The organism is Streptococcus mitis, assembly GCF_946188585.1.
GTDB lineage: Bacteria > Bacillota > Bacilli > Lactobacillales > Streptococcaceae > Streptococcus > Streptococcus mitis_DG.
Genome location: NZ_CAMHVI010000001.1, coordinates 28,650 through 47,771, shown reverse-complemented (window position 1 = coordinate 47,771; position 19,122 = coordinate 28,650). Strand labels below are relative to the sequence as shown.

25 protein-coding genes are annotated in these 19,122 nt (G+C 38.2%); 5 read left to right on the top strand and 20 right to left on the bottom strand.

Going from position 1 to position 19,122, the window contains the following annotated elements; genetic code table 11:
* Positions 1-91: 91 nt before the first annotated feature.
* The 5 genes from N8M66_RS00250 (at position 92) to N8M66_RS00230 (ending at position 6,128) form a co-directional block, all read left to right on the top strand.
* Positions 92-1,060: a thiamine pyrophosphate-dependent dehydrogenase E1 component subunit alpha gene (locus tag N8M66_RS00250; RefSeq protein ID WP_049515224.1), complete on the top strand. Its 969-nt coding sequence runs from the start codon at positions 92-94 to the stop codon at positions 1,058-1,060.
* Positions 1,061-1,075: 15 nt separating this feature from the next.
* Entirely contained in the window at positions 1,076-2,068 is a 993-nt protein-coding gene (locus N8M66_RS00245; RefSeq protein ID WP_000448714.1) for an alpha-ketoacid dehydrogenase subunit beta, read from the top strand.
* Positions 2,069-2,286: 218 nt separating this feature from the next.
* Positions 2,287-3,330: a dihydrolipoamide acetyltransferase gene (locus N8M66_RS00240; RefSeq protein WP_000752717.1), complete on the top strand. Its 1,044-nt coding sequence runs from the start codon at positions 2,287-2,289 to the stop codon at positions 3,328-3,330.
* 45 nt (positions 3,331-3,375) lie between these two features.
* A complete protein-coding gene (gene lpdA, locus N8M66_RS00235; protein WP_261044884.1) occupies positions 3,376-5,079 on the top strand; it encodes a dihydrolipoyl dehydrogenase in 1,704 nt (567 codons plus the stop codon).
* 59 nt (positions 5,080-5,138) lie between these two features.
* Positions 5,139-6,128: a lipoate--protein ligase gene (locus tag N8M66_RS00230; protein ID WP_261044882.1), complete on the top strand. Its 990-nt coding sequence runs from the start codon at positions 5,139-5,141 to the stop codon at positions 6,126-6,128.
* Between the two features lie 73 nt (positions 6,129-6,201).
* Here the strand turns inward: N8M66_RS00230 and xerS are convergent, their stop codons facing one another.
* From xerS to ylqF, 20 genes are all read right to left on the bottom strand, one after another.
* Positions 6,202-7,272, bottom strand: a complete 1,071-nt coding sequence (xerS, locus tag N8M66_RS00225; protein WP_261044880.1) for a tyrosine recombinase XerS — start codon at positions 7,270-7,272, stop codon at positions 6,202-6,204.
* Between the two features lie 138 nt (positions 7,273-7,410).
* Entirely contained in the window at positions 7,411-7,701 is a 291-nt protein-coding gene (locus N8M66_RS00220) for a hypothetical protein (RefSeq protein WP_261044879.1), read from the bottom strand.
* A complete protein-coding gene (locus N8M66_RS00215; protein WP_125409949.1) occupies positions 7,682-8,074 on the bottom strand; it encodes a hypothetical protein in 393 nt (130 codons plus the stop codon). The genes N8M66_RS00220 and N8M66_RS00215 overlap by 20 nt, the downstream gene beginning before the upstream one ends.
* Positions 8,056-9,300, bottom strand: coding sequence for a hypothetical protein (locus tag N8M66_RS00210; protein ID WP_261044878.1), 1,245 nt, complete (start codon positions 9,298-9,300; stop codon positions 8,056-8,058). Before N8M66_RS00210 ends, N8M66_RS00215 begins: the two co-directional genes overlap by 19 nt.
* Entirely contained in the window at positions 9,300-9,731 is a 432-nt protein-coding gene (locus N8M66_RS00205) for a hypothetical protein (protein WP_042751197.1), read from the bottom strand. Before N8M66_RS00205 ends, N8M66_RS00210 begins: the two co-directional genes overlap by 1 nt.
* Before the next feature lie 45 nt (positions 9,732-9,776).
* A complete protein-coding gene (locus N8M66_RS00200; protein WP_049487189.1) occupies positions 9,777-10,121 on the bottom strand; it encodes a hypothetical protein in 345 nt (114 codons plus the stop codon).
* Positions 10,121-10,564 carry a hypothetical protein gene (locus tag N8M66_RS00195; RefSeq protein ID WP_061589734.1) on the bottom strand — a complete coding sequence of 148 codons (444 nt, stop codon included), beginning with the start codon at positions 10,562-10,564 and terminating at the stop codon, positions 10,121-10,123. Before N8M66_RS00195 ends, N8M66_RS00200 begins: the two co-directional genes overlap by 1 nt.
* 41 nt (positions 10,565-10,605) lie before the next feature.
* On the bottom strand, positions 10,606-10,968 hold the full coding sequence (locus N8M66_RS00190) for a hypothetical protein (protein ID WP_261044875.1): 363 nt from the start codon (positions 10,966-10,968) through the stop codon (positions 10,606-10,608).
* Positions 10,968-11,402: a hypothetical protein gene (locus N8M66_RS00185; protein WP_049491882.1), complete on the bottom strand. Its 435-nt coding sequence runs from the start codon at positions 11,400-11,402 to the stop codon at positions 10,968-10,970. Before N8M66_RS00185 ends, N8M66_RS00190 begins: the two co-directional genes overlap by 1 nt.
* A 73-nt stretch (positions 11,403-11,475) precedes the next feature.
* Positions 11,476-11,709 (bottom strand): hypothetical protein, encoded by a 234-nt coding sequence (locus N8M66_RS00180; protein ID WP_260467315.1) that lies wholly within the window; start codon positions 11,707-11,709, stop codon positions 11,476-11,478.
* 98 nt (positions 11,710-11,807) lie between these two features.
* Positions 11,808-12,230, bottom strand: a complete 423-nt coding sequence (locus N8M66_RS00175) for a hypothetical protein (RefSeq protein WP_261044874.1) — start codon at positions 12,228-12,230, stop codon at positions 11,808-11,810.
* Between the two features lie 104 nt (positions 12,231-12,334).
* Positions 12,335-12,778, bottom strand: coding sequence for a hypothetical protein (locus N8M66_RS00170; RefSeq protein WP_261044872.1), 444 nt, complete (start codon positions 12,776-12,778; stop codon positions 12,335-12,337).
* 73 nt (positions 12,779-12,851) lie between these two features.
* Positions 12,852-13,184: a hypothetical protein gene (locus tag N8M66_RS00165; RefSeq protein WP_261044871.1), complete on the bottom strand. Its 333-nt coding sequence runs from the start codon at positions 13,182-13,184 to the stop codon at positions 12,852-12,854.
* Positions 13,184-13,537, bottom strand: a complete 354-nt coding sequence (locus tag N8M66_RS00160; RefSeq protein ID WP_261044870.1) for a hypothetical protein — start codon at positions 13,535-13,537, stop codon at positions 13,184-13,186. Before N8M66_RS00160 ends, N8M66_RS00165 begins: the two co-directional genes overlap by 1 nt.
* 396 nt (positions 13,538-13,933) lie before the next feature.
* The gene (locus tag N8M66_RS00155) at positions 13,934-14,356 is read right to left on the bottom strand and encodes a hypothetical protein (protein ID WP_261044868.1); all 423 of its coding nucleotides are present in this window, start codon (positions 14,354-14,356) and stop codon (positions 13,934-13,936) included.
* Positions 14,357-14,460: 104 nt separating this feature from the next.
* Entirely contained in the window at positions 14,461-14,886 is a 426-nt protein-coding gene (locus N8M66_RS00150; protein WP_261044867.1) for a hypothetical protein, read from the bottom strand.
* 405 nt (positions 14,887-15,291) lie between these two features.
* Entirely contained in the window at positions 15,292-15,726 is a 435-nt protein-coding gene (locus tag N8M66_RS00145) for a hypothetical protein (protein WP_261044865.1), read from the bottom strand.
* A gap of 173 nt (positions 15,727-15,899) precedes the next feature.
* Positions 15,900-17,450 (bottom strand): ClC family H(+)/Cl(-) exchange transporter, encoded by a 1,551-nt coding sequence (locus N8M66_RS00140; protein WP_261044863.1) that lies wholly within the window; start codon positions 17,448-17,450, stop codon positions 15,900-15,902.
* Positions 17,451-17,466: 16 nt separating this feature from the next.
* Positions 17,467-18,246, bottom strand: a complete 780-nt coding sequence (locus tag N8M66_RS00135; RefSeq protein WP_261044862.1) for a ribonuclease HII — start codon at positions 18,244-18,246, stop codon at positions 17,467-17,469.
* Entirely contained in the window at positions 18,233-19,084 is an 852-nt protein-coding gene (gene ylqF / locus N8M66_RS00130; RefSeq protein ID WP_261044860.1) for a ribosome biogenesis GTPase YlqF, read from the bottom strand. The genes N8M66_RS00135 and ylqF overlap by 14 nt, the downstream gene beginning before the upstream one ends.
* Positions 19,085-19,122 lie beyond the last annotated feature (38 nt).

Below are 19,122 nucleotides of genomic sequence, written 5' to 3'. Positions count from 1 at the left end.
ATTTTGTGAAATTTGTTTTAGAAAAACTTTGACAGTATTTACCAAAAACGGTAAAATAGTAAGGTAAGAAGAAAGTTAGAAAGGCAAGAAGATGTCAACTTTAGATAAAAATCTTTTGCTAGAAATGTTCCGTAAGATGGAAGAAATCCGTCGCATGGACTTAAAAATTGCACAATTAGTAAAGAAAGGGAAAGTGCCAGGAATGACGCACTTTTCTGTTGGAGAAGAGGCAGCTAACGTGGGTGCCATGTTGGCTCTCAATCCAGATGATCTGATCACCTCAAATCACCGTGGTCACGGGCAAGCTATTGCTAAAGGGATTGACCTCAATGGAATGATGGCTGAAATCCTTGGTAAATACACAGGAACCTGTAAAGGTAAAGGTGGATCTATGCATATCGCTGACCTTGATGCTGGTAACCTTGGTGCCAATGGTATCGTAGGTGGTGGTATGGGGATCGCTGTCGGTGCAGCCCTCAGTCAGCAAATGCAAAATACCGGTAAAATCGTTGTCTGCTTCTTTGGAGATGGTGCGACCAACGAAGGTGTTTTCCACGAAGCAGTGAACATGGCTTCTATCTGGAACCTGCCAGTCATTTTCTATTGCATTAACAACGGTTACGGTATCTCTGCGGATATCAAGAAAATGACTAATGTAGAACATATCCATCAACGTAGCGCCGCTTATGGAATTCCTGGAATGTTCATCGAAGACGGTAACAATGTCATCGATGTCTACGAAGGATTTAAGAAAGCCGTAGATCATGTTCGCAGTGGTAATGGTCCAGTCTTGATTGAAAGTGTCACTTATCGTTGGCTCGGTCACTCATCATCTGACCCTGGTAAATATCGTACACGTGAAGAAGTGGAATTGTGGAAACAAAAAGACCCGATCGAAAACCTTCGCAAGTACCTCATTGAAAACACTATTGCAAGTGCCGAAGAATTGGAAGAAATCCAAGCGCAAGTCAAGGAAGCAGTAGAAGCTTCTGTTAAATTTGCAGAAGAAAGTCCATTCCCACCGCTTGAATCAGCCTTTGAAGATATTTACGCAGACTAAGGAGAAAGAGATAAAATGGAAACAAAAACAATGTCCTTCCGTGACACCATTATCCTTGCTATGTCTGAGGAAATGCGTCGCGATGAAAATGTGTTCTTGATGGGAGAAGACGTCGGTGTCTTCGGAGGAGACTTCGGAACTTCTGTTGGAATGCTTGAAGAATTTGGTCCAGAACGTGTCCGTGACTGTCCGATTTCTGAAGCTGCCATCTCTGGAGCAGCAGCAGGAGCAGCCATGACAGGCCTTCGTCCAATCGTCGATATGACCTTTATGGACTTCTCGGTTATTGCCATGGACAATATCGTCAACCAAGCTGCTAAAACACGTTATATGTTTGGTGGTAAGGGTCAGGTCCCAATGACTGTTCGTTGTGCAGCAGGTAATGGAGTTGGTTCTGCAGCCCAGCACTCGCAATCACTAGAGTCTTGGTTTACTCATATTCCTGGACTTAAGGTTGTGGCTCCAGGTACACCTGCGGACATGAAAGGACTGCTCAAGTCTTCTATCCGTGATAACAACCCTGTTATCATTCTTGAGTACAAGTCAGAATTTAACCAAAAGGGGGAAGTGCCAGTTGATCCAGACTACACGATTCCACTTGGAGTTGGGGAAATCAAACGAGAAGGTACGGATGTAACAGTTGTTACTTATGGAAAAATGCTTCGCCGTGTGGTTCAAGCAGCTGAAGAATTGGCAGAAGAAGGAATTTCTGTTGAGATTGTTGACCCACGTACCCTTGTTCCGCTTGATAAGGATATTATCATTAACTCAGTGAAGAAGACTGGTAAAGTTGTTCTGGTCAACGATGCCCACAAAACAAGCGGCTATATCGGAGAGATTTCAGCTATTATTTCAGAATCGGAAGCATTTGACTATCTAGATGCACCAATCCGTCGTTGTGCAGGAGAAGATGTGCCGATGCCTTATGCACAAAACCTAGAAAATGCAATGATTCCAACAGTTGAAAGTATCAAAGATGCCATCCGTAAAACTTATAACAAAGAATAATACGTAATATAAGTTATGTAAACAAAATAAAGCTGACGAGAAACTTTGTATCTCTTAGGTGCAGAGCTCTTCGTCCTTAATATCATAGATTAGAGCACGGGCTAAAGTCTGTGTGAAAAAGATAAACTTTCCTAGAAACTAAAGTTTCTTCGTCAAGTTTCCTATTTTCACTTTGACTTTTGACGCCCTTAGTATCTTATAATAGAATTGGAGAGGTCATGGCTGATGACAAGCTAAGAGCGACTCCTGCGGCTAGAAAGTTAGCGGATGATTTAGGGATCAACCTCTACGACGTTTCTGGTTCAGGTGCAAACGGTCGTGTCCACAAAGAAGACGTGGAAACTTATAAAGACACAAACGTGGTTCGCATTTCGCCACTTGCAAAACGAATTGCCCTCGAACATAACATTGCTTGGCAGGAAATTCAAGGAACCGGTCATCGTGGTAAAATCATGAAGAAGGATGTTTTGGCCTTGCTTCCTGAAAATATCGAAAACGATACCATCAAGTCCCCTGCTCAGATTGAAAAAGTGGAAGAAGTTCCTGATAACGTAACACCATACGGTGAAATTGAACGTATCCCAATGACACCAATGCGTAAGGTTATTGCCCAACGTATGGTTGAATCTTACCTAACTGCGCCAACCTTCACCCTCAACTATGAAGTTGATATGACGGAAATGTTGGCTCTTCGTAAGAAGGTTCTTGAGCCAATCATGGAAGCAACTGGGAAGAAGACTACTGTAACAGACCTTCTTTCACTTGCAGTTGTTAAGACTCTTATGAAACACCCCTACATCAACGCTTCATTGACAGAAGATGGCAAGACCATTATCACTCACAACTATGTCAATCTTGCCATGGCAGTTGGAATGGATAATGGATTGATGACACCTGTTGTTTACAATGCTGAGAAGATGACTCTTTCAGAGTTGGTTGTAGCCTTCAAGGATGTTATTGGCCGTACCTTGGATGGCAAATTGGCTCCAAGTGAACTTCAAAATTCAACATTTACTATCAGTAACTTGGGAATGTTTGGCGTTCAGTCCTTTGGTCCTATCATCAACCAACCAAACTCAGCTATCCTTGGTGTCAGTTCGACAATTGAGAAGCCAGTTGTCGTCAATGGTGAAATTGTCATTCGCCCTATCATGAGCCTAGGATTAACCATTGACCACCGTGTCGTAGATGGTATGGCTGGTGCTAAGTTTATGAAAGACTTGAAAGAATTGATTGAAAATCCAATCTCAATGTTGATTTAAGAACAAGAGTATTCATTTTAAAGATATAGATAAAGGAAGGAAGACATGGCCTTAGAAGTAATTATGCCAAAAGCCGGCGTGGATATGACAGAAGGACAAATCGTCCAATGGAATAAAAAAGTCGGAGAATTTGTAAAAGAAGGAGAAATCCTTTTGGAAATCATGACTGACAAAGTCAGCATGGAATTGGAAGCCGAAGAAGATGGGTACTTGATTGCCATTCTCAAAGGAGATGGCGAAACTGTCCCTGTAACGGAAGTTATCGGTTACCTTGGCGAAGAAGGAGAAAATATCCCAACAGCTGGAGCCGTAGCGCCAGAAGCTAGCCCAGTACCTGTAGCAAGTGCCTCAAGCGATGATGGTAAGAGCGATGATGCTTTTGATATCGTTGTGATTGGTGGAGGTCCTGCTGGTTATGTTGCAGCCATCAAAGCTGCCCAACTCGGCGGTAAGGTTGCCCTTGTTGAGAAATCAGAACTCGGTGGAACCTGCTTGAACCATGGCTGTATCCCAACCAAGACTTATCTTCACAACGCTGAAATCATTGAAAACATCGGTCATGTTGCAAACCGTGGTATTGTAATCGAAAATCCAAACTTCACTGTAGATATGGACAAACTCCTTGAAACTAAGTCTAAGGTTGTTAATACCTTGGTAGGTGGTGTTGCAGGTCTTCTTCGTAGCTACGGAGTTACTGTTCATAAGGGTGTTGGTACTATTACTAAAGATAGGAATGTCTTGGTAAATGGTTCTGAATTGCTTGAAACCAAGAAAATTATCCTTGCTGGTGGTTCAAAAGTCAGCAAGATCAACGTTCCTGGTATGGAATCATCGCTTGTGATGACCAGTGACGACATTCTTGAAATGAACGAAGTTCCAGAAAGCCTTGTTATCATCGGTGGTGGCGTTGTCGGTATTGAACTCGGCCAAGCTTTCATGACATTTGGTTCAAAGGTAACTGTTATCGAAATGATGGACCGTATCGTACCAGCTATGGATGCGGAAGTTTCTAAGAACCTTCGCTTGATTCTTGAACGTAAAGGCATGACCATCTTGACTGGTACTAAACTGCAAGAAATCATCGAGGAAAATGGTCAACTTCGTATCAAGGTTGAAGGAAAAGATGATGTCATCGCAAGCAAAGCTCTTCTTTCAATCGGTCGTGTTCCAGACCTTGAAGGTATTGGCGATGTTGAGTTTGAATTGGATCGTGGACGTATCAAGGTCAACGAATACATGGAAACTTCTGTGCCAGGTATCTATGCTCCAGGTGACATCAACGGTACGAAGATGTTGGCGCACGCTGCCTTCCGTATGGGTGAAGTTGCCGCTGAAAATGCTCTTAAAGGAAATCACGCTGTTGCCAAATTGAATCTGACTCCTGCAGCCATCTACACTCTCCCTGAAGTAGCAGCAGTAGGTCTCACAGAAGAACAAGCTCGTGAGAAGTACGATGTTGCCATCGGTAAATTCAACTTTGCTGCTAACGGTCGTGCCATTGCATCTGATGCTGCTCAAGGTTTCGTTAAAGTTATTGCAGATAAGAAATACGGAGAAATCCTTGGCGTTCATATCATCGGTCCTGCAGCTGCAGAATTGATTAACGAAGCGTCAAGCATTATCGAAATGGAAATTACTGTTGAAGAAATGCTGAAGACTATCCACGGACATCCAACTTACTCTGAAGTGATGTATGAAGCATTTGCAGATGTTCTAGGAATGGCCATCCATTCACCTAAGAAAAAATAAAATGAAGATAGACTAGGCTGGAAAGATATTTTCCAGTCTCTATCGTATAAAGGGATATCATGAAATATATTATCAATCATTCAAACGACACTGCCTTTAATATTGCCTTGGAAGAATATGCCTTTAAACATCTTTTAGATGAGGATCAAATCTTCCTTCTTTGGATCAATAAACCATCTATCATTGTTGGTCGTCACCAAAATACTATCGAAGAAATAAATCGTGATTATGTTCGTGAAAATGGTATTGAGGTGGTTCGCCGTATCAGCGGTGGTGGAGCCGTTTACCACGATTTGAATAACCTCAACTACACTATTATCTCAAAAGAAGATGAAAACAAGGCCTTTGACTTCAAGAGCTTTTCAACTCCAGTTATCAATACCTTGGCTCAACTCGGTGTTAAAGCTGAGTTCACAGGCCGTAACGACCTTGAGATTGACGGCAAGAAATTCTGTGGAAATGCCCAAGCCTATATCAATGGCCGTATCATGCACCACGGTTGCTTGCTCTTTGACGTTGATTTGTCGGTCCTTGCTAATGCCCTCAAGGTTTCAAAAGATAAATTTGAGTCAAAAGGTGTGAAATCTGTCCGTGCTCGTGTAACTAATATTGTCAATGAATTACCAGAAAAAATCACAGTTGAAGAATTCCGTGATTTGCTATTGGAATACATGAAAAAAGAGTACCCAGAGATGACTGAATACGTTTTTTCTGAGGAAGAATTAGCCGAAATCAATCGCATCAAGGATACTAAGTTCGGTACTTGGGACTGGAACTACGGCAAATCACCAGAATTTAACGTCCGTCGTGGAACAAAATTCACCAGTGGTAAAGTCGAAGTCTTTGCTAATATCGTCGAATCAAAAATCCAAGATATCAAGATCTATGGTGACTTCTTTGGTATCGAGGACGTTGCAGCTGTAGAAGATATCCTTCGTGGCGTCAAATACGAACGCGAAGACGTTTTTAAAGTCCTAGAAACTATTGACATTACACGCTACTTCGCTGGCATTAGCCGTGAAGAAATCGCTGAAGCAGTAGTAGGATAAACCAAAAAGAAGTTGGTTGTTTGACCACCTTCTTTTTTAAAAATCATATATTACATAATTTATTTTATGTATTTCATAAACTATCTAGAGCATTCTTTTGTTCATCGTTGACGATATGGGTATAGAGGTCAGTGACTTGCGTACTGGCGTGTCCTAGCTGGTGGCTAACCAAAACTTGCGATTTAGTTGCATCATAGAGCCTGGTTGCTAGGGTATGGCGGAGTTTGTGGGGAGTTACACGCACTTTGAAGTCCTCAGAGTACTTAGCAACCATCTTTTCTACGCTGGAAGCATCGATACGATTAGGAACACCTCTATAGAGTGTCAAAAAGAGGGCTGTATCTGTTTTTTTCGTCTTATAGCGTTGATTTCGAATGGCTAGATAATTCTCTAAATAAGGTTTTGCAAAGGCAGCGACATTGACTGAGTCACGTTTACCACCTTTTCTAGTAACATCGATAACCATCATCTTGAGATTGAGGTCTCTTAGATCCAGATTAACAGCTTCAGATAAGCGGACTCCAGACGCCAAGAGAAGGGCAATGATGGCCAAATCACGTTCTTTATTTTTGTTAAATGATGAAAGAGCTCGATTTGAGAGCTGTTGTGGGTACTCTTGATCGATATAAGTCAGAAAACCTTCTGTTTCGTCACCTAGAAAGAGCTTTTGCTTGATGTTTTCAGCTCTGGCAGCAAGTGTTTCTTTCTTTTTCTTGGTTGAAACTTTCTTCATTACATTACGATAGAAATAGGGTTCCCCCTGGTCGTTTTCAACCTCCTCGGTTAGATACTTGTAAAGACTAGAAAGGGCTGATAAGGTTCGATTGATGGTTGTCTGAGAGACACCTTGCTTGGTTGTATTGGCATTCAGCAAAGGTCGTTCACGTAGATACAGGATAAAGGATTCCATATCTTTTTTAGACATATTTTCCAAGACTGATAAAGGAATGTCAGACATTTTATCAACATTTGAAATACCAGACTCCAAAACCCAGCTGAAAAATCGATCATATTCCTTGAGGTATTCGTACAAGGTTGTAAAGCTGTAGGGAACAGCAAGCTTAGATTGGTAGTATTCCAGAACATACCAGGGCATGATTTGTTTTAGTTTGTCAATTCGTTCCAGTAAAATCTCACGTTTCATGTATTTTCTCCATAAATAAGTCTACAAGTAGTATAGCATAGACTTATTTATTTTTCAAGAAAATTATAGTTTTTCGGAAAGATGTTGTAGAGGACATTGATGCAAAGAAAACTATATAACCATACGAAAAATTCTTCTTTATACATCATCATACTTGACTAACATATTAGGTATTTTTGTTTCAAGACTCTTGCGAACTTTACCTTGTATTTCAGTGTCCATTTGGCTGTTAATACTTGTTATTGTTGCTTTAGTATCTCTTGCAATTGTTTTCGATTTTTGGTCAAAACTTTCTTTTATTTGATTTTTAGCGGTCTTTGCCAATTGGCATTGTGCCAGAATACGATTTCTTTCCATCATGCGATACATTTGTTTTAGAGCGTATTGGTATTCTTCATCAGTATAGTACTCATTCATTGGTGCTTGCATAATTTCTCCTTAGTTTTTGATATTCTTCATCTAAGATATTTTTTCTTTGTCGAAATTCTTTATCTATTTTTTCTTTTTCTTCTTCCAGTTTTATTTCATTAGTTCTATAGACTTGGTTAGAATGATATCTCAAATTTTCTATGTCTGTGAAGTACTCTCTAACACAATCAGCTGGTGATGAAAACTTTCTTAATACTAGGTACATTTTATCAGCTTCTTCGTTCATGATCCTTTCCAATCTTGCAGAACGTTCCTCTAATTCTAGTGTCTTTTTCTCTAACTTGTTCTTTTCCAGATAGTATTGTTCTTCGAGGTTAAGAATTTCCCTCTCTTTTTGTCTAATGGCATCCCATTTTACATCTCTGCTTTCCATTGTCTGAACTCCTTAGCAAATTGTGTGTCTGTTGCCACTGTTTTTTCGATGACTTCCTGTAATTGTTTATCTAACTGTTCAAATGCTTGGGCGGGAGCATTCATCTTAGCGACTATTTGATCCGTTTCTGCCTGAAAAGTATCGATAAACTGTGCTTGAGTGATACCTTGGCTAGCAAAAAGAGCTTCAACTTCATAGGGAGCTAAGGCTGTATAGCTTGTAAAATCGATTTTTGACCAAATTTCTTGTAATTCTTGATTGGCGTTTTTGGCTAAGGCGCTCACTTCATCGGCTCCAGTTCTTGCTGCCGTAGCCATAGATGATGATAAGATAGAACCTTGAGCTGCATCTAAGTATATTTCCTCAGAGCTACTAATGCCACCTGATGACCATTTTGACTTCAAGTCCTTGTAATGAGCCATTCCTCGGAGACTGTTGGCATAAGCTCGATAAACACCACTAATTAAGGGTTTTCCACCTTTACCATCAACAACTTGACCTGTTACAGGATCAAACTCCCAATCATCGATATTGTGGCTAGTTCCGTCCAGCCAGTATATTGTATCAGGCATTTTTAAGAAAGATTTATTAAACCATTCGGGGTGATTGAAATCATTGATAACGACAACATTATCAGACTTTCTACGATAATCAATAAACATAGCTGGATTTTTGTCTATGAATGCTTTTTCCTCATTAGAAAGTGAAAGATAATAAAACCAGGCATTGAAGGTAGTCGTAGGGATGTGGTATTTAGCTCCTACCTTTAGCATATAAGAGCCTTGTGAATAACCCGATAGATGACTAACTTCATATCTGGGATCGTCCATGATTTCTTTTACGAAACGGTCCGCTACAAAATATTGGGGTGACAAAGATGTATCTCTTTCTACCAGCGCTGTAGAGATGTCAATCTTAGTAGGACTCCCTGGATCCGTCCCTGCAGCAATCACAGTTACATTTTTATAATCTGGTTCGCCGTTGACAATAGGTGCAACTGCCAGTCCATCAAATCCCGTTACTGGGTCAGACTTAGTGGCAACAACACGGAATTCTTGACCATCAGAAGTGGTTATGGTGTTGGTTTCATCCGAAAATAACTTATCATCTGTTTTGGATACAACCTTCTTTTCAACTTCCCTTTCAGCATACTCAGAATTTACACTATAAACATTTTTCCCTTGATTTAATTCATTAAGTTGTTTATCAGTATAACTATACACCATTAATATTCTCCTTCTGAACCGTCTGAATAAACAACTTTTGTGAGTTTATTTGTCTTTCCCAAGTGACTATTCAAAAAATCTCGATCCTCTTTTCTGTTCTCTCTCTCTAAAGATATGTCAGAAATACGTTTATCTTTTTTCGAATAATTAATTTTATATTTTATACTTTTCTCATTAAAAAATAGTTCAACTACGCAAGTCCAACTTCCTGGTGGGTTTGTGTAGTTAGCATTAGAAAAACTAATTTTTTCAATACCCTCATAACTATCTTTTAAGGTTTCAACCAAACTAACTTCATATTCTCTATTTCGACGCTCTTCTTGGGATTTCCCTAACATAGAAAACATAAAAACACCTCCTGCTGTGATAATTGCGATTGACAAAAATATTAGTAACCTTTTATGACTTTTTTTGATGCCAGAATTACTCATTTAAGCTTTTCTCCTTTTTCTTATTATACTATAAGAAAGATTAGTCTATATTACACTATAATAAGGAAAAGTTATTTCAGATTTATCAATCTCAGTAGGGCTCCAAGGATCTGTTCCTGCAGCAATCACGGCTATACTTTTATAATCCGGTTTGCCATTGGCTATAGGAGCTACCGCCAAACCATCAAAACCTGTCCCTGGGTCAGACTTAGTCGCAATGACACGGAATTCTTGACCAGCGGATATTATGGTGTTTGTTTCACCTTTATTTTTAGGCGAAGGAGTAACAATTTTGTAACCCTTTCGCTTGGCATATTCTGGATTGGAACTATAAACATTTTTCCCTTGATTTAATTCATTAAGTTGTTTATCTGTATAAGTGAAAACCACTACTGTTCTCCTTTTTCTTTATCCGAATAATATATAGTAACTAAAGATGTTGTTTTCCCTTTATGAGAATTCAATATTTCCCACTGGTCATTTATTTCTTTATTTGTTTTTCCATTAACAAAACCATTATAATTTTCAACTTCATTTAAAGAGTGGCCTACACGATATTCTATTTTTACTTTATCTGAAAATAGAATATTTACATCACAAGACCAGTCGCCCGGAGGGGTTGTATATTCTGGATTGGAAATTTTGATTTCTTCTATCCCTTCATATGAATTCTTTAAGGCATTTACCAAACTAACTTCATACTCTCTATTCCGACGTTCTTCTTGGGATTTCCCTAACATGCTAAACATAAAAACACCTCCTACTGTGATGGTTGCGAGTAACAAAATGATTAGCAGCCTTTTATGACTTTTTTTATTGCTGGAATTATTCATTTAAGTTGTTCTCCTTTTTCTTATTATACTATACGATTAGCCTATATTACACTATAATAAGAAAAAGTTATTTTACATCTGTCAATCATAGTAGGACTCCCAGGGTCGGTTCCAGCAGCAATCACGGCTACGGCTACATTTTTATAATCTGGTTCGCCGTTGACAACCGGCGCAACTGCCAGTCCATCAAAACCTGTTTCAATGTCAGACTTAGTCGCAATGACACGGAATTCTTGACCATCGGAGGTAGTTATAGTGTTGGTTTCATAGCTAGCTAATTCAGAATCAGGTTTATTAACAACAAGCTTTTTATATTTTCGTCTAGCAAACTCTGAATTCACACTGTAAACCCCATTATCTCTATTTAAATTATTAAGCTGTTTATCTGTATAATTAAATGTCATTATTGCTCTCCTTCGTCGTTATCAGAATAAGTTACCCTGATTTTCGAAGTGGTTTTACCCTTGTTTTCATTCAAAAATTGTCTATCTTTTATTCTTCCTTCCCATTCCAACGAAGCATCAGTTATTTCCTCAGTGTCTAAAGAATATCCAATCCCATACTTAATTTTTCTTTCATCTTTGAACTTGATTTCTACATCACAAGACCATGACCCTGGTGGGTTTGTATAATCAGGATTCATAATCTTGATCTCTTCTATCCCGTCATAAGAATTTTTTAAAGCATTTACCAAACTAACTTCATACTCTCTATTCCGACGTTCTTCTTGAGATTTCCCTAACATGCTAAACATAAAAACACCTCCTGCTGTGATAATTGCGATTGACAAAAATATTAGTAACCTTTTATGACTTTTTTTGATGCCAGAATTATTCATTTAAGCTTTCCTCCTTTTTATTATACTATAAGAAAGATTAGTCTATATTACACTATAATAAGAAAAAGTTTTTTCATCTATCAATCATAGTAGGACTCCCAGGATCCGTTCCTGTAGCAATCACACCTATACTTTTATAATCCAGTTTGCCGTTGACAATAGGAGCTACCGCCAAACCATCAAAACCTGTTTCAATGTCAGACTTAGTCGCAACAACACGGAATTCTTGGCCATCTGAGGTGGTTATAGTGTTGGTCTCTTCGAAATCAGATGAAGAAGGATTCGGATTAGGAGTTTCGGTAACCAAAGGTCTATTATTCCTCTCGGCATATTCAGCATTGACGCTATATACATTCTTCCCATGGTTTAATTCATTAAGTTGTTTATCAGTATAATTGAATACCATTACTGCTTCCCTCTTTCTTTGTTAGAGTATGTAACCGTAACTGTATTAGTTGTTATTCCTTTTCTTAGGTTAAGAAAATCTCGTTGTCCATAAGTCATACGACCGTTATAATTTTGTTTCTCATCTAAGTTATGTGGAATTCCATAAAAGATTTTTTCTCCATCTTTGAACAAGATTTCAATCTTACAAGACCAGTCGCCGGGAGGATTCGTGTATTCTGGATTGGACATTTTAATCTCCTCAATCCCTTGGTAAGAATTTTTTAAAGCATTTACCAAACTAACTTCATACTCTCTATTCCGACGCTCTTCTTGGGATTTCCCTAACATGCTAAACATAAAAACACCTCCTGCTGTGATGATTGCGAGTAACAAAACGATTAGTAACCTTTTATGACTCTTTCTGATGCTGGAATTATTCATTTAAGATTTCTTCCTTTTTCTACTTGAAAACTCTTCATTTATAATATAAATAGCAAAATCTTGGTTTAAATGATTCAATTGATTATCAGTATAATTAAATACCATTATTGCTCTCCTGTTTCAGCATTTGAATATTGCACTAAAACAGTAGATTCTGTTTTACCAATGTGTTTTTTTAGTTTCAACCATTGTTGATTAATTTCCTCATCAGTATTTCCTTTCATAAGGCCATCGTGGTTTTCTTTATAAGTTAATCTGTGATTAATTCCATAAGTTATCATTTGATTATCACTGAACTTTATTTCAATATCACAAGACCATGATCCTGGCTTCTCACTATAATAAGGTTCCGTAATCTTGATCTCTTCTATCCCTTCATAGGAATTCTTTAAAGCATTCACCAGACTGACTTCGTACTCTCTATTCCGATGTTCTTCTTGAGATTTCCCTAACATGCTAAACATAAAAATACCTCCTGCTGTGATGATTGCGAGTGACACAACGATTAGAAGCCATTTATGACTTTTTTTAATGCTGGAATTATTCATTTAAGCTGTTCTCCTTTTTATTATACTATAAGAAAGATTAGTCTATATTACACTATAATAAGAAAAAGTTTTTTCATCTATCAATCATAGTAGTACTCCCAGGATCCGTTCCTGTAGCAATCACGGCTACATTTTTATAATCTGGTTCGCCGTTGACAATAGGAGCTACCGTCAAACCATCAAAATCTGTTCCTCCGTGAGACTTAGTGGCAACAACATGGAATTCTTGATCATCGGAGGTGGTTATAGTGTTGGTTTCTTCGAAATCAGATGAAGAAGGATTCGGATTAGGAGTTTCGGTAACCAAAGGTCTATTATTTCTCTCGGCATATTCATCATTGACACTGTATACATTCTTCCCGTGATTTAATTCATTAAGTTGTTTATCAGTATAATTAAATACCATTACTGTTCTCCTGTTTCACCATTTGAATAAATCACTTTTACATTGGTTTCTGTAATTCCATGATGGCTTGTTAAATATTGATTATCATCTTTTCGAGAACTATTTTGAAAATCTCTACTTCTTATTTCGTTATTTTGTTTATTAAATGCGATTATATAACTTAGTTGTTTATTGTCTGAGAAAATTATTTTAACTTTAGCTCCCCAAGCATCTGACGGAATTGATGCATATGAAGGGTCGGTTATATGAACTTCCTCAATCCCTTCATAGGAATTCTTTAAGGCATTTACTAAACTAACTTCATATTCTCTATTTTGATGTTCTTCTTGAGATTTCACTAACATGCTAAACATAAAAACACCTCCTGCTGTGATGATTGCGAGTGACACAACGATTAATAGCCATTTATGACTTTTTTTTGATGCCAGAATTACTCATTTAAGCTTTCCTCCTTTTCTTCATTCTACTATAATTTAAAGATAAATAACACTAGAATAGAAAAAATGTATCTAAAACAAGTCCCATCAAAACAAGTTCCTGCGTCAGACTTAGTCGCAACGACACGGAATTCTTGACCATCGGAGGTGGTTATTGTGTGGTTTTTTCTAAATTATCAGAAGATATATTTTCAATGAGATTTGAATTGACCTAAGTTCTACCGTTACGCTTAGCGAATTCAAGGTTTACACTATATACAGCATAATCCCGATTTAAATTGTTTAGCTGCTCATCTGTATAGGAAAATGTTATCATTGTTCTCCTGTGCTATTATCTGAATATGTAACAATTACTTTTAAGTCGGTCACTCCTTTGTAATTGTTAAGGAATTGCTTTTTATTATTGGTCAATGATCCTTGGTAATTCTTTTTATCATGGAGTCCATGGCCTATCCTATACTTAGTTTTTCTTTTATCATTAAATTTGATTTCTACATCACAAGACCACGAACCCGGAGGGCTGGTGTATGCTGGATTGGACATTTTAATCTCCTCAATCCCTTGGTAAGAATTTTTTAAAGCATTCACCAGACTGACTTCGTACTCTCTATTCCGACGCTCTTCTTGGGATTTCCCTAACATGCTAAACATCAAAACACCTCCTGCTGTGATGATCGCGAGTAACAAAACGATTAGTAACCTTTTATGACTCTTTTTGATTCCAGAATTACTCATTTAAGCTTTCCTCCTTTTTCTACTTGAAAACTCTTCATTTACAATATAAATAGCAAAATCTTGGTTTAAATTATACAATTGTTCATCAGTATATTAGAACTTCATCACTGTTCTCCTTGCTCATAATCAGAATAAGTAATTTGGACTGATTTTAAAGTTTTTCCTTTATGAGTTTCTAAATACTGCCAATCTTCGTTTGTTTCTTGACGACCACCATAATTTGTTTTATAACTTAAATGGTGATTAATCCCATATTTAAGAGTTTTTTCATCAATAAACTTAATTTCTACATCACAAGACCATGAACCTGGAGGGTTTGTGTAGTTTGGATTGGAAATCTTAATCTCCTCAATCCCTTGGTAAGAATTTTTTAAAGCATTCACCAAACTAACTTCGTACTCTCTATTCCGACGTTCTTCTTGAGATTTCCCTAACATGCTAAACATAAAAATACCTCCTGCTGTGATGATTGCGAATAACAAAACGATTAGCAGCCTTTTATGACTTTTTTTATTGCTGGAATTGTTCATTTAAGCTTTTCTCCTTTTTATTATACTATAAGAAAGATTAGTCTATCTTACACTATAATAAGAAAAAGTTTTTTCATCTATCAATCATAGTAGGACTCCCAGGATCGGTTCCAGCAGCAATCACGGCTACATTTTTATAATCTGGTTTGCCGTTCACAATAGGTGAAACCGCCAGTCCATCAAAATCTGTTTCAATGTCAGACTTAGTGGCGACGACACGGAATTCTTGATCATCGGAGGTGGTTATGGTGTTAATTTCACCTTTTTTTAACTCGTTATCTGATTTAGCAGTAACAATATTTGTTCGATTTTCTTTACGTTGTACGAACTAAGTATTAACACTGTAAACATTCGGACCTTGATTCAATTTATTAAGTTGTTTATCTGTATAAATGTATTTATTCATCATAGGTCCCCTTCTGAGCCATTCGAATATTTAACTTTAACTTTTGACTTAGTAGAACCTCGTCTAGAATTTAGAAAATGTTGAAATTCTTCATCTTCGTTATTATATACACCGATCCTAATTTTATTCGAGTTTATATCAAAAGCTAAAACATGTTCCTTAGATGTTCCATCAAAAAATTTTAGTTTCACATCAGCCCCCCAAGCCTCTGAAGGAATTGAGCTGTACGAGGGGTTCGTAATTGTTATCTCCTCAATCCCTTCATATGAATTCTTTAAAGCATTCACCAAACTAACTTCATACTCTCTATTCCGACGCTCTTCTTGGGATCTCCCTAACATAGAAAACATAAAAACACCTCCTGTTGTGATGGTTGCGAGTGACACAACGATTAGAAACCATTTATGACTTTTTTTGATGCCAGAATTACTCATTTAAGCTTTCCTCCTTTTCTCATTATACTATAACCTAGAATAATTTAATCGCTTTTTATAATATATTATAATATTTCTAACAAGAAAAAAACGACCTCATTGCTGAGAATCGGTTTTCAAATGTATTTAATTAAGAAATTCGTTTTTACATAACATAAATTATGTAAAAACTTCTACAATAACAAATCTTTGACTTTCCCAATTTCACTTTTTGGAATAACTAGGTGAATCATATCTCCGAGATACATTCTGGTTGAGCCGTTAACTGTTTGGCTCTTGCCATTATGGACTTGAGTTGTGATGAGGATATTATGTGGTAAGTTGAGTTCGTGTACTTGTTTTCCAGCAATTTTGTCTGATACAGGAATTTCAATGAGGGTGACTTCTCCTTCGTCTGTTGCTTCTTCTGGTAGCATTTTTTCCAACATAGCCTCATAGACTGGTGCCCCCTTGAGTAAATCCATGATGATGTAGGCAACCAAGGTCACTAATCCAAGTGGCATGAGGTTGCGAATATCTCCTACCATCTCAGTTACAAGTATCATAGCAGTTAAGGGAGCCTTGGATATTGCTCCAAAATAGCCACTCATTCCCAGAATGACAAATATAGGAAATTGCTCTTGACTGACAAGTCCAAGATTGATACAAATGACACCAACTAGGGCTCCAAGCAATGAACCAAGCGCCAAAATTGGTAGGAAAATTCCTCCTGGAAGGCCACTTCCATAACTAATCATGCTCCAAACAAAGCGAATCAAAAAGTAAACTAATAGAACTTGGAAACTAAAATCTTGCTCAGTTAGGGAAAGAACCAGCTGATTTCCACCACCAAGGATTTGGGGTAAGAAGATGCCGACTGGTATGATGAGAATGAAAGCTAGAATTGGGTAATAAGCTCTATCCAAATGGATTTTTTGACCAAGCCAATCATAAACTCGACCAACATTGAGCACAGCTTTTTCATAGAGAAAACCAGATAGTCCAAGAAAAACTCCCATAAGGAGGTAAATCCAATACTGGTCTAGGGTCATGAGTGGGATGTTGTCTGGCATGTCCAGTACGGGTGTTAAGCCAAATATGAGTAGTGAGACAAAGTTTGCTACGAGACTGGCTGCTAGAGTTGAGACCCAGAAAAAGCGTGAAAAATGGTGATAAACTTCTTCTACCACAAAGAGAAGTCCTGCAATCGGTGCATTAAAGGCTGCGGCTAATCCTGCTGCAGCACCACTAGCAATCAAGGAGCGTTCCTCTACTGGACTGGAATTGAGCCATTTGGCAATTCCTTTACCACCGACTGCTCCGAGTTGAATGCTTGGTCCTTCACGTCCTAACATAAGGCCACTAGCAATAGCCAAAATTCCTAGAATATATTTTTTCCAAAGAACTCCCCACCAGTTGAGAGTCATCAATCCCTTTAATTCGGCTTCGACTTGAGGAATTCCTGAGCCTTTGATGTCTTTTTCTGACCGAGTTAATTTCGCACTGAGCCAACAAACTATTAAATAAAATAGACCAATGATAAGAAGATTGCGCACTAGGTGCGCTTGATCTTGATAAAGTCCTTGTATCAGGTGGAAGCCTTTTTCGATTAAGAAACGAAAGGATCCAACGATAATTCCAACAACGAGACCAACAATGATTCCTCGTCCAACTTGGGATAATATAGTACTTGAGGCAAAGGCAAATTCTTTCTTGGAACTAAGTGTTTCTGACTGTTCCTCCATAATCATTCCTTCTAACTTAACTTTCTTTTTTTCCTGAAACCAGTGATTTTACTGGTTCAAAGCTGGTCCGGTGAATTGGGGTAACTCCTAGTTTTTTCAGTCCTTCCAGGTGTTTAGCAGTTCCATATCCTGCATTAGTAGCGAAATCATAGCCAGGGAACTGCTGATCGTATTCCTTCATCAATTCATCACGTGTCACCTTGGCTACTATAGAAGCCGCTGCAATCGAGAGGGAATTGGCATCTCCTTTGATGATAGATGTTTGTGAAATTGGTAAATCCAGTTTCATGGCATCAATTAAGAGGTGCTCAGGTTGAGAACTGAGCTTAGAGATTGCATCCTGCATGGCAAGTTTGGTTGCTTCATAAATATTGACTTGGTCGATGACCTGATTATCTATGATACCAATGCCAATTGACAAGGCTTGGTCTTGAACTGCTTGGAAAATCTCCAGATGTTTCTTTTTAGGAATTTTCTTGCTGTCATTGAGGCCTTTAATTTTACAATTTTGAGGTAAAATAACAGCTGCAGCGACTACAGGCCCAGCCAGAGGACCACGACCTACCTCATCAACACCAGCAATTAAGGTCAATCCTTGCTTGTTCAGTTCTTTTTCATAGGAAAGCATGGATTCCAAACGAAAATCTTCATCCAATTCTGCCTGCATGGCTTTTTTACGCTTGCTGATTTCCTTTTTAACTCCAGAACGATCATCCTTTTCAAGCTCTAAAAAAATAGGGCTATCTAGGTCCTTGACCGTTGCAAGGAGTTCTTTGATTTCTTTAATCGTCGCCATTGAGGTCTTCCAATGTATCTAAGGTATAGTTACCGAGTTTGCCATCACGGACTTCCTTCACGAAGAGACTGTAAAAGCGGTCATAGTCGTCACGGAAACCGAGAGCACGGGTCATATCCATAATAATAACAGGTGCTTCTTCCTCAATTTTCATTTGTTTGAAGCGTTCAGCCAGCTTTTCTGGATAATGTTCTTTGAAATAATTGAGGCCAAAAATGGTCACCTCATCCATAGGAAGCAACTGGTCTTTAATAGCTCCAGTCAAGGCTAACTTAAGCGCAACAGTTTCATCTTCAAACTTAGGCCAAAGAATCCCTGGCGTATCTAAGATTTCCAAGTCTTTGTTGGTTTTAAGGCACTGTTGCCCCTTGGTCACACCAGGCTTGTTGCCGACAACAGCAATTTTCTTACCAGCCAAACGGTTCATGAGAGTTGATTTACCAGCATTTGGAATCCCAATAATCATAGTACGCAAGGTTTCAATCTTGATACCGCGTTCCTTCTGGCGTGTAATCTTATCCGCCATGAGTTTCTTAGCTGCATCTGTTACAACTTTTACAGTCACTTGTTCTTTAGAGTTGATAGCTAGCGTCTGGATTCCTTGTGATTCAAAATACTGGCGCCATTCCTTGGTCATTGCTGGGTCAGCCAAGTCCGCCTTATTTAAAATCAAGAGTTTTGGTTTATCACCAACGATTTTGGTCAACATAGGGTTTTGACTAGATAGAGGTAAACGTGCATCCACCAAAATCGTCACAAAATCAACAAATTTTAAATTTTCCTGCACTTGTCGACGAGCTTTAGACATGTGACCAGGAAACCATTGAATAGTAGCCATAATATATCTCCTTCGGATTGAAAAAACTGTAAAAACGT

What these genes read in the sequence shown, in the direction of transcription:
- N8M66_RS00250 (WP_049515224.1), top strand. Translation starts at nt 92, where the DNA reads ATGTCAACTTTAGATAAAAATCTTTTGCTAGAAATGTTCCGTAAGATG.
- N8M66_RS00245 (WP_000448714.1), top strand. Translation starts at nt 1,076, where the DNA reads ATGGAAACAAAAACAATGTCCTTCCGTGACACCATTATCCTTGCTATG.
- N8M66_RS00240 (WP_000752717.1), top strand. Translation starts at nt 2,287, where the DNA reads ATGGCTGATGACAAGCTAAGAGCGACTCCTGCGGCTAGAAAGTTAGCG.
- lpdA (WP_261044884.1), top strand. Translation starts at nt 3,376, where the DNA reads ATGGCCTTAGAAGTAATTATGCCAAAAGCCGGCGTGGATATGACAGAA.
- N8M66_RS00230 (WP_261044882.1), top strand. Translation starts at nt 5,139, where the DNA reads ATGAAATATATTATCAATCATTCAAACGACACTGCCTTTAATATTGCC.
- xerS (WP_261044880.1), bottom strand. Translation starts at nt 7,272, where the DNA reads ATGAAACGTGAGATTTTACTGGAACGAATTGACAAACTAAAACAAATC.
- N8M66_RS00220 (WP_261044879.1), bottom strand. Translation starts at nt 7,701, where the DNA reads ATGCAAGCACCAATGAATGAGTACTATACTGATGAAGAATACCAATAC.
- N8M66_RS00215 (WP_125409949.1), bottom strand. Translation starts at nt 8,074, where the DNA reads ATGGAAAGCAGAGATGTAAAATGGGATGCCATTAGACAAAAAGAGAGG.
- N8M66_RS00210 (WP_261044878.1), bottom strand. Translation starts at nt 9,300, where the DNA reads ATGGTGTATAGTTATACTGATAAACAACTTAATGAATTAAATCAAGGG.
- N8M66_RS00205 (WP_042751197.1), bottom strand. Translation starts at nt 9,731, where the DNA reads ATGAGTAATTCTGGCATCAAAAAAAGTCATAAAAGGTTACTAATATTT.
- N8M66_RS00195 (WP_061589734.1), bottom strand. Translation starts at nt 10,564, where the DNA reads ATGAATAATTCCAGCAATAAAAAAAGTCATAAAAGGCTGCTAATCATT.
- N8M66_RS00190 (WP_261044875.1), bottom strand. Translation starts at nt 10,968, where the DNA reads ATGACATTTAATTATACAGATAAACAGCTTAATAATTTAAATAGAGAT.
- N8M66_RS00185 (WP_049491882.1), bottom strand. Translation starts at nt 11,402, where the DNA reads ATGAATAATTCTGGCATCAAAAAAAGTCATAAAAGGTTACTAATATTT.
- N8M66_RS00175 (WP_261044874.1), bottom strand. Translation starts at nt 12,230, where the DNA reads ATGAATAATTCCAGCATCAGAAAGAGTCATAAAAGGTTACTAATCGTT.
- N8M66_RS00170 (WP_261044872.1), bottom strand. Translation starts at nt 12,778, where the DNA reads ATGAATAATTCCAGCATTAAAAAAAGTCATAAATGGCTTCTAATCGTT.
- N8M66_RS00165 (WP_261044871.1), bottom strand. Translation starts at nt 13,184, where the DNA reads ATGGTATTTAATTATACTGATAAACAACTTAATGAATTAAATCACGGG.
- N8M66_RS00160 (WP_261044870.1), bottom strand. Translation starts at nt 13,537, where the DNA reads ATGTTTAGCATGTTAGTGAAATCTCAAGAAGAACATCAAAATAGAGAA.
- N8M66_RS00155 (WP_261044868.1), bottom strand. Translation starts at nt 14,356, where the DNA reads ATGAGTAATTCTGGAATCAAAAAGAGTCATAAAAGGTTACTAATCGTT.
- N8M66_RS00150 (WP_261044867.1), bottom strand. Translation starts at nt 14,886, where the DNA reads ATGAACAATTCCAGCAATAAAAAAAGTCATAAAAGGCTGCTAATCGTT.
- N8M66_RS00145 (WP_261044865.1), bottom strand. Translation starts at nt 15,726, where the DNA reads ATGAGTAATTCTGGCATCAAAAAAAGTCATAAATGGTTTCTAATCGTT.
- N8M66_RS00140 (WP_261044863.1), bottom strand. Translation starts at nt 17,450, where the DNA reads ATGGAGGAACAGTCAGAAACACTTAGTTCCAAGAAAGAATTTGCCTTT.
- N8M66_RS00135 (WP_261044862.1), bottom strand. Translation starts at nt 18,246, where the DNA reads ATGGCGACGATTAAAGAAATCAAAGAACTCCTTGCAACGGTCAAGGAC.
- ylqF (WP_261044860.1), bottom strand. Translation starts at nt 19,084, where the DNA reads ATGGCTACTATTCAATGGTTTCCTGGTCACATGTCTAAAGCTCGTCGA.